This window comes from Streptomyces purpurogeneiscleroticus (assembly GCF_020024005.1).
Lineage (GTDB): Bacteria > Actinomycetota > Actinomycetes > Streptomycetales > Streptomycetaceae > Streptomyces > Streptomyces purpurogeneiscleroticus.
Genome location: NZ_NHSG01000077.1, coordinates 1 through 7,861, shown reverse-complemented (window position 1 = coordinate 7,861; position 7,861 = coordinate 1). Strand labels below are relative to the sequence as shown.

The 7,861-nt window shown below is 73.1% G+C and carries 6 protein-coding genes; 5 read left to right on the top strand and 1 reads right to left on the bottom strand.

The window, feature by feature from the left end; translation table 11 throughout:
• The first annotated feature begins 46 nt into the window (after window positions 1–46).
• From CCS38_RS02390 to CCS38_RS02375, 4 genes are read left to right on the top strand one after another with little or no spacing between them, the layout of a single operon-like run.
• Window positions 47–1,549 carry an FGGY-family carbohydrate kinase gene (locus CCS38_RS02390; RefSeq protein WP_223731508.1) on the top strand — a complete coding sequence of 501 codons (1,503 nt, stop codon included), beginning with the start codon at window positions 47–49 and terminating at the stop codon, window positions 1,547–1,549.
• 1 nt (window position 1,550) lies between these two features.
• The gene (locus CCS38_RS02385; protein ID WP_223731507.1) at window positions 1,551–3,080 is read left to right on the top strand and encodes an FGGY-family carbohydrate kinase; all 1,530 of its coding nucleotides are present in this window, start codon (window positions 1,551–1,553) and stop codon (window positions 3,078–3,080) included.
• Entirely contained in the window at window positions 3,077–3,703 is a 627-nt protein-coding gene (locus tag CCS38_RS02380; protein WP_223731506.1) for a histidine phosphatase family protein, read from the top strand. Before CCS38_RS02385 ends, CCS38_RS02380 begins: the two co-directional genes overlap by 4 nt.
• Window positions 3,704–3,729: 26 nt before the next feature.
• On the top strand, window positions 3,730–4,770 hold the full coding sequence (locus CCS38_RS02375; RefSeq protein ID WP_223731505.1) for a 2-hydroxyacid dehydrogenase: 1,041 nt from the start codon (window positions 3,730–3,732) through the stop codon (window positions 4,768–4,770).
• A gap of 105 nt (window positions 4,771–4,875) precedes the next feature.
• On the opposite strand, the gene CCS38_RS02370 is transcribed toward CCS38_RS02375, so the two are convergent.
• A complete protein-coding gene (locus tag CCS38_RS02370) occupies window positions 4,876–5,187 on the bottom strand; it encodes a chaplin (protein WP_223731504.1) in 312 nt (103 codons plus the stop codon).
• 302 nt (window positions 5,188–5,489) lie between these two features.
• Between CCS38_RS02370 and CCS38_RS02365 the strand changes: the two genes are divergently transcribed.
• A partial coding sequence (locus CCS38_RS02365) for a glycosyltransferase family 2 protein (RefSeq protein ID WP_372456969.1) occupies window positions 5,490–7,861 on the top strand: 2,372 nt, incomplete at its 3' end.

Here is a 7,861-nt window from a genome sequence, read left to right as displayed (position 1 = left end):
CCCCGCCCGCCCCGGCCACCGTCGGCGCCTCCGAAGGAGCCTGAGCATGTCCGTACTCTCCATCGACGTCGGCACCTCGCTGATCAAGTCCGTGGTCTACGACGACCGGGGCCACGAGGTGGCCGTCGCCCGGCGCGCCACCGTCGTCGACCGTCCTCACCCGGGCTGGGCCGAGCAGGACATGGACGCCGTGTGGGACGCGGTCGTGCACACCGTGCGGGAGGCGCTGGCCGCGGTACAGGACCGGGGTGCGGAGCCGGTGTGGCTGGTCACCTTCACCGCGCAGGGCGACGGCTGCTGGCTGGTCGACGAGCGCGGCCGGCCGACCGGCCCGGCTGTGCTGTGGTCGGACGGGCGGGCCGCCGACACGGTCACCGAGTGGGGCCGCTCCGGCGTCCTGGCGGAGGCTTTCCGGCGCAATGGCTCGCTGACCTTCGCGGGCCTGCCGAACGCGATCCTCACCTGGTTCGCGCGCCACGACCCGCAGCGCCTCGCCCGCTCCGACGCCGCCCTCACCGCCGCCGGCTGGCTCTTCCTCCGGCTCACGGGCGAGCGGGCGATCGACGAGTCGGACGCCTCGGCGCCCTTCCTCGACCACGCCACCGGCGCGTACGACCAGCAGGTCATCGACCTCTTCGGGCTGCGCGGGGCCGAGCGGCTGCTGCCCGGTGTCGTCGGCGACGACCGGCGCATCGCGGAGATCACCGGCACGGCCGCCGCCGAGCTCGGCGTCCCCGCCGGACTGCCCGTCGTCATGGCCCCCTACGACATCGCCGCCACCGCGCGCGGCATCGGCGTGGTCAACCCCGGCCAGGCGTGCGCGATCCTCGGTACCACGCTGTGCGCGGAGGTCGTCCGCACCGCCGTCGACACCACCGGCGAGCCGAGCGGCATCCACATCGCCTACCGCGGCCGCGAGCGCGTGCTGCGCGCCTTCCCCACGCTCTCCGGTACCGAGGTACTGAACTGGACCGCCGGGGTGCTGGGGCTGTCCGGAGCCGAGGAGCTGTGCGCCGAGGCGTTCCGTTCCGTGCCCGGCGCGCACGGCCTCGCCTTCCTCCCGTACCTCTCCCCCGCCGGTGAACGCGCCCCTTTCCTCGACCCGCGCGCCCGCGGCACCTTCTGGGGCCTGAGCCTGGAGCACACCCGGGCGGACATCGCCCGCGGCGTGCTGGAAGGGCTCTCGCTCACCCTGCGCGACGCGCTCACCGCCTCCCGTACGGAGGTCAGCGAGCTGCGGCTGTGCGGTGGCGGCGCGCGGAGCGACGCGTGGTGCGGGCTGATCGCGGACGTCACGGGCGTGCCCACCACCCGCTCCACCGACACCGAACTGGGCGCGAAGGGCGCCTTCCTCACCGGCCTCGTCCTCACCGGCGCCGAGTCGAGCATGCACCGGGCCGCCGACAAGTACGTCCACATGGGCCCCGCCTGGGAGCCCGACCTGGAACGCGCCGCGCTCTACACCGACCGGTACGCCGCCTTCCTCTCCTGGCGCGACCTGGCCCGCGAGGCCGGCTGGCAGCCGGGCACCCCGAAGGAGGAGATCTGAGATGGCCCGCCACGCCGCTGAGATGGCCCGCCACCCCGACCCCGTACGGCTCGGCCTCGACCTGGGCACCCAGAGCGCCCGCGCCGTCGCCGTGGACGCCGGCGGCCGGGTGCTCGCCGCCGCCTCCCGGCCGCTGCACAGCAGCCGGGCCGGCGAGCGGCACGAGCAGGACCCCGAGGAGTGGTGGGGCACGCTGGCCGCTGCCTGCCGCGAAGCCCTCGCGGACATCGATCCGCAACGGGTGACCGCCCTCGCCCTGGACGGCACGTCCGGCACGATCCTGCTCGCCGGCGCGGACGGCACCCCGCTCACTCCCGGGCTGATGTACGACGACGGGCGGGCCGCCGCGCAGGCCGTACGGGTCAACGAGGCCGGCGCCACGGTCTGGGAGGAGCTGGGGTACCGCACCATGCAGCCCTCGTGGGCGCTGCCGAAGCTGGTGTGGCTGCTGGAGCACTCGGCGGCCGCCACGGCGCCCGGCACCCGGCTGCTGCACCAGGTCGACCTGGTCACCTGGCGGCTGGCCGGCCATCAGGTCGCGAGCGACGCCAGCCACGCCCTCAAGACGGGCTACCACCTCCTGGCGGAGCGCTGGCCGGAGAAGGAGCTCGCCGCGCTCGGCGTGCCCGGCGCGCTGCTGCCGGAGGTGGTACGCCCCGGCACGGTGCTCGGTACGGTGTGCGCCGATGCGGCGCGCGCCACCGGCATCCCCGAGGGCGTGGAGATCGTCGCGGGCATGACGGACGGCTGCGCCGCGCAGATCGGGGCCGGAGCGCTCGCCCCCGGTGCGTGGAATTCCGTACTCGGCACGACCCTCGTCCTCAAGGGCGTCAGCACGCGCCTGGTCCGCGACCCCGGCGGCCTCGTCTACTGCCACCGCGGCCCCGGCGACACCTGGCTGCCCGGCGCCGCGTCCAGCAGCGGCGGTGGCGTCCTGACCCGCGAGTTCCCCGGCGCCGACCTGGCGGACCTCACCGAGCGGGCCGCCCGCGCCGGACGATACGCGGCGGGCCGGGGGCACGACCCCGTCGCGTACCCCCTCGCCGGCTCCGGCGGCGAGCGCTTCCCCTTCCGCGCGCCGGACGCCCGCCCGTTCGTGCTGGGCGAGCCGGCGGACGAGGCGGAGCGCTTCCACGCGTACCTGCTCGGCGTCGCCTGCCTCGAACGGCTCTGCTTCGACTACCTCGGCCACCTGGGCGCCCCCGTCGACGGCCCGCTCACCCTCACCGGCGGCGGCACCCGCAACGCGTACTGGAACCAGCTGCGCGCCGACGTCCTCGGCCGGACCGTCACGCTGCCCGAACAGGCCGAGGGCGCCCTCGGCATGGCCGTGCTCGCGGCCACCGCCGACGGCACCCCGCTCACCGAGGCCGCCGCCGCGATGGTCCGCTTCCGTACCGCATACCACCCCGACCCCGAGCGCACCGCCCGCTTCCTCCCCGCCTACGCGGCATTCGTGGGCGCGCTGAACGACCGCGGCTGGCCGGCCCCCGAAGTGGCCGGGCACGCCATCAGAAAGGCCCAGCAGTGACCGACTTCCTTCTGGTACGCCACGGCGAGACCGTCTGGCACGCGGAGAACCGCTACGCCGGACGCACCGATGTCGCCCTCACCGAACGGGGCCACGCGCAGGCCGCGGAGCTCGCGGCGTGGGCCGCCGGGGCCGGCATCGACGCGGTGGTCTGCTCACCGCTCTCCCGGGCCCGGCTCACCGCCGAGCCGGCCGCGCGCGCCCTCGGGCTCGCACCGCGCGTCGACGCACGTCTCCTGGAGGTCGACTTCGGCCGCGGTGACGGGCTCACCCGCACCGAGATGCGCGAGGTGTTCCCCGAACGGCTCGACGCGTTCCTCCGCGACCCCGTCGTCCATCACCTGCCCGGCGGCGAGGACCCCGAGGAGGCCGCGGCGCGAGCCGCGGACTGCCTCGCCGACCTGGCCCGGGAGCTGCCCGACGGCCGCGTCCTGGTCGTCGCCCACTCCACCCTCGTCCGGCTGCTGCTGTGCCGCGTGCTCGGCATCCCGCTCGGTACGTACCGCACGGTCTTCCCGGTGCTGGACAACGGCGCCCTCACCGAGCTGCGCCTCAAGGACGGCCGGGCGTCCCTGCTCCGGCTGAACGCGCCCTGTGCCCTGTCCCCTTCCGGCACCCACTGACCCGCATACACGGAGATACGAACGACATGCCCACCACCGTTCTGGCCGCAGGCGACCACTTCGTCCTGCCCCGCCTGCTCACCGAACAGGTCGACGCCGCGACCGGCGGCGCCGCCGAGGTCCGCGAACTGCTGCTGCCCTGGCCGCACACCCCGTTCGGCCCGGTCGCCGAGGTGCGGGAGGCGTCCGGCACCGAGGACCAGATGATCGAGGCGCTGCAGGGCGCCCGCGTCTGCGTCACCCAACTGGCCCCGCTCACCGAGCGCATCCTCGCGCACTGCCCGGACCTGGAGCTCTTCTGCGCCAGCCGCGGCGGTCCGGTCAACGCCAACCTCGAAGCGGCCACCCGGCACGGCGTCGCCGTCTGCTACGCGCCCGGCCGCAACGCCGTCGCCACCGCCGAGCACACCCTGGCGCTGATCCTCGCCGCGGCGCGCGGCCTCGGCGATGTCCACACCGACCTGCGGCGCGGCGTCTGGCGCGGGGACTACTTCGACTACGACAACTGCGGCATCGAGATCGACGGCGCCACCGTCGGCCTGGTCGGCTTCGGCGCCGTCGGCAGCCGGGTCGCCAAGGTACTGCTCGCGCTGGGCGCGACGGTGCTGGTCCACGACCCGTACGCCGATCCCGGGCGTCTCGCGGGGATCGCCGAGCAGGTGTCCCTGGAGGAGCTGCTCACCCGCTCCCGTATCGTCTCGCTGCACGCGCGGGTCACCGAGGAGACCACCGGCATGATCGGCCGGAAGCAGCTCGACCTGCTGCCCGAGGGGGCCGTACTGGTCAACTGCGCCCGCGGCGCGCTGCTCGACTACGACGCCGCGTGCGACGCGCTCGCCACCGGCAGGCTCTCCGCCGCCGGCTTCGACGTCTTCCCCGAGGAGCCGGTCCCCGCCGACTCGCCCCTGCTGACGGCCCCCGGCGTCGTCCTCACCCCGCACATCGCGGGCGGCAGCCAGGGCGTCGCCCACAAGGCGGCCCGGATCGTGGCGGGCGAGGTGGGCCGCTTCCTGCGCGGCGAGCCACTGGCCCACTGCGCCAACCCGGAGGTCCTGCGACAGCGCTGAGAACACCTTCCGCGGTACCCGGGCCGGCTGCTGTGTGCAGCCGGCCCGTCCCGTCCGGTGCCGGGCTGGGAACACCGGACGGGAGCGGGCGCGGGCGGGCCGGTCTCAGCGCCCGTTGTTGTGGTGGTTGTTGTTGTGGTGGTTGTTGTGGCCCGAGCTGTCGTTGACGCAGGTGTTGCCGAAGGCCGGGTTCAGCAGGCCAATGATGTCGACAGTGTTGCCGCAGGCGTTGATCGGGATGCTGATCGGCACCTGGATCGCATTGCCTGACACCACGCCGGGGGAATTCGACGCCGCGGCGGCGGCGCCGGCGCCGCCGCCGTTCCCGCCGTTGTGGGCGGAAGCGGTCGTCGCCCCACCGAGGACGGCAGTGGCCGCGAGCGCCGTGAGAGCGGTGAGCTTCGCCATTCGTGACATGACAACTGGCCTTTCGTAAAGCGCGTGAGAGGCGGCCGTACTGCCGTCTCCCTTCCCCTCTTGAATCGGGCCGAACGGGCTCGAAGTTGCGGGAATCGAAGTTTTTCACCTGTTCGGGCGCACAGAAATTCAGAACCTCGCGCCCGCGCGGCCGACCGCCCTGCCGCCATTCGGGCGCCCTGCGGGAACGCCCAACTCTCCGGCATACAGAAGGTTTGTTAGCTTAGCGTTTTAGTGGCCCGTTCGACCTATTAGCTACATATGTAACGAGGGGTAGCGTGGCGTTCTCGCGGAAAACTGCCATGGATCAGCACGGTGGCCACCCGTCGGTAGCGGTCACCAGTCGCTCAGCGGAAGAGGAGGATGCCGAAACCGAGCTTTCCTCTCCCGTTGACGGCACACCGTCCGTCCCCCGTTATGACTATGAGAAATTCAGCCGGCTGGCCGGTCCGCTCACTCCGCCGCACCCCGGTCCCGCGGATTACCGGGTGCAGTACCGGAGCCTGCTGAGCGGCGGCTCGCACCGTGTGTGGACGGCCCTGCTGCTGATCGGGGCACCGCTCGCCTCACTGGCGCTGCTCATCTGGCTCCTGCAGCCCCCGCACTGGGTGCACCGCGAGGACGCGGCGGGCTGGGAGACGGCCGCCGACCTGGTCATGCTCGTCTCGATCGGCCTGCTGGAGACCTTCCGCGTCCTCAACGTCGTCTCCATCGCGCACGCCACGCTCGTCGCCCGGGACCCCGTGCCGGTCACTCCCGCGCCCGGCACCCGGGTGGCTTTCCTGACCACTTTCGTCCCCGGCAAGGAGCCCGAGGAGATGGTCCGGGCCACGCTGGAGGGCGCCATCGCGCTCCGGCACGACGGTCCGCTGGACGTGTGGCTGCTGGACGAGGGAAACACCCCCGAGATGCGGCGGCTGTGCGAGGAACTGGGCGTGCGGCACTTCTCCCGCAAAGGCGAGGAGAAATGGAACCAGCCGTCCGGGCCGTTCCGCGCCAGGACCAAGCACGGCAACTACAACTCCTGGCTGGACGCGCACGGCGACGCGTATGAATTCATGGCGGGCGTCGACACCGACCATGTGCCGCTGCCCGCGTACCTCGAACGCATGATGGGCTTCTTCCAGGACCCCGATGTGGCCTTCGTCGTCGGGCCCCAGGTCTACGGGAATGACGACAGCGCGGTCGCCAGGGCGTCGGAGAGCCAGCAATTCCTCTTCCACGCGCTGATCCAGCGCGCGGGGAACGCCTATGGCTCGCCGATGTTCGTCGGCACCAACAACTGCGTCCGGATCAGCGCCCTGCGGCAGGCCGGCGGTTTCTACGACTCCATCACCGAGGACATGGCCACCGGGCTGGAGATCCACCGCCGGCGCAATCCCGACACCGGCCGGCCCTGGCGTTCGGTCTACACCCCGGACGTCCTGGCCGTGGGCGAGGGGCCGGCCACCTGGAGCGACTTCTTCAACCAGCAGCTGCGCTGGAGCCGGGGCACCTACGAAACGCTCTTCCGCCAGTTCGGGCGGGCTGCCTTCCGCCTCTCCCCCGGCAAGGCGCTCAATTACGCGCTGATGGTGACCTACTACCCGATCTCCGCGGTCAACTGGATGATCGGCGCCCTCTCCTGCGCGCTGTTCCTCTGTCTCGGCTCCTCCGGCGTCCAGGTCGAGTCGCAGATGTGGATGATGCTGTACAGCGACGCCGCGGCCCTGCAGATCGGGCTGTACATGTGGAACCGGCGGCACAACGTCAGCCCGCACGAACCGGAGGGCTCCTCGGGCGTCGCCGGGATGGCGATGTCCGCGATGTCCGCGCCGCTGTACGCCCGCTCCCTGACGGGCGCGGTCCTGCGCCGGAAGGCCGGCTTCATCGTCACGTCGAAGGGCGACGCGGCCGACCCGGACCGCCTGCGCACCTTCACCACCCATCTGCTGTGGGCCGGGGTGTTCGCCGTGACGCTGATCGCCTCGGTGTTCCTGAACAACACCCACGCGGCCATGCGGACCTGGGCCTCGATCGCGCTGGTCGTCTCCCTCGCCCCGCTGGTCGTCTGGCGCTGGTCGGCGGCCCACGAACGACGCCGCGCGAAATGCCCGGCACAGCGGGTGCAGCCGGGCGCGCGGCAGGAGCAGACGGCGGAGCGGGAACAGCCGGCGCAGCGGGAGCAGGCGGAGGTGCCGGAGCAGCCCACCGACCCCACGGCGCCCTCCTCCGAGGACTTCCGGCAGCTGCTGCAGCACGCCCTCGACACAAAGGCCCCGTTCTCCTGGGTGACCGCCGACGCCGGGTACGGGCGGGACCGGCCGCTCCGTGACTGGATGGAGGAGTCCCGCATCCCGTACGTGCTGCCCGTCCGCGCCCACGACACGGTGCACACCGCCGACGGGGCCGACGCGCGCGTGGACGCGCTCGTCACCACCCTGCCCGTGCAGGCGTGGAAGAGCGTGCCGGACGGGGCCGACAAGGACCGCGACCGGGACTGCGCCTGGGCGCGCGTCACGCTCCGCCCGCCCCGGCAGGACGGGTTCGGGCGCTGGGTGCTGGCCCGCCGGACCGGCAGCGACCCGCACGGGACGGCGTACTACGTCTGCTGCGGGCCCTCGGCCGCACGGCTGAGGGACCTGGTCAAGGTGGCTGCGAGCCGGTGGGCGGTGGAGGAGTACCTGCAGAGCCC

Coding starts and splice junctions, on each gene's coding strand:
- CCS38_RS02390 (WP_223731508.1), top strand. CDS start 47: ATGTCCGTACTCTCCATCGACGTCGGCACCTCGCTGATCAAGTCCGTG.
- CCS38_RS02375 (WP_223731505.1), top strand. CDS start 3,730: ATGCCCACCACCGTTCTGGCCGCAGGCGACCACTTCGTCCTGCCCCGC.
- CCS38_RS02385 (WP_223731507.1), top strand. CDS start 1,551: ATGGCCCGCCACGCCGCTGAGATGGCCCGCCACCCCGACCCCGTACGG.
- CCS38_RS02370 (WP_223731504.1), bottom strand. CDS start 5,187: ATGTCACGAATGGCGAAGCTCACCGCTCTCACGGCGCTCGCGGCCACT.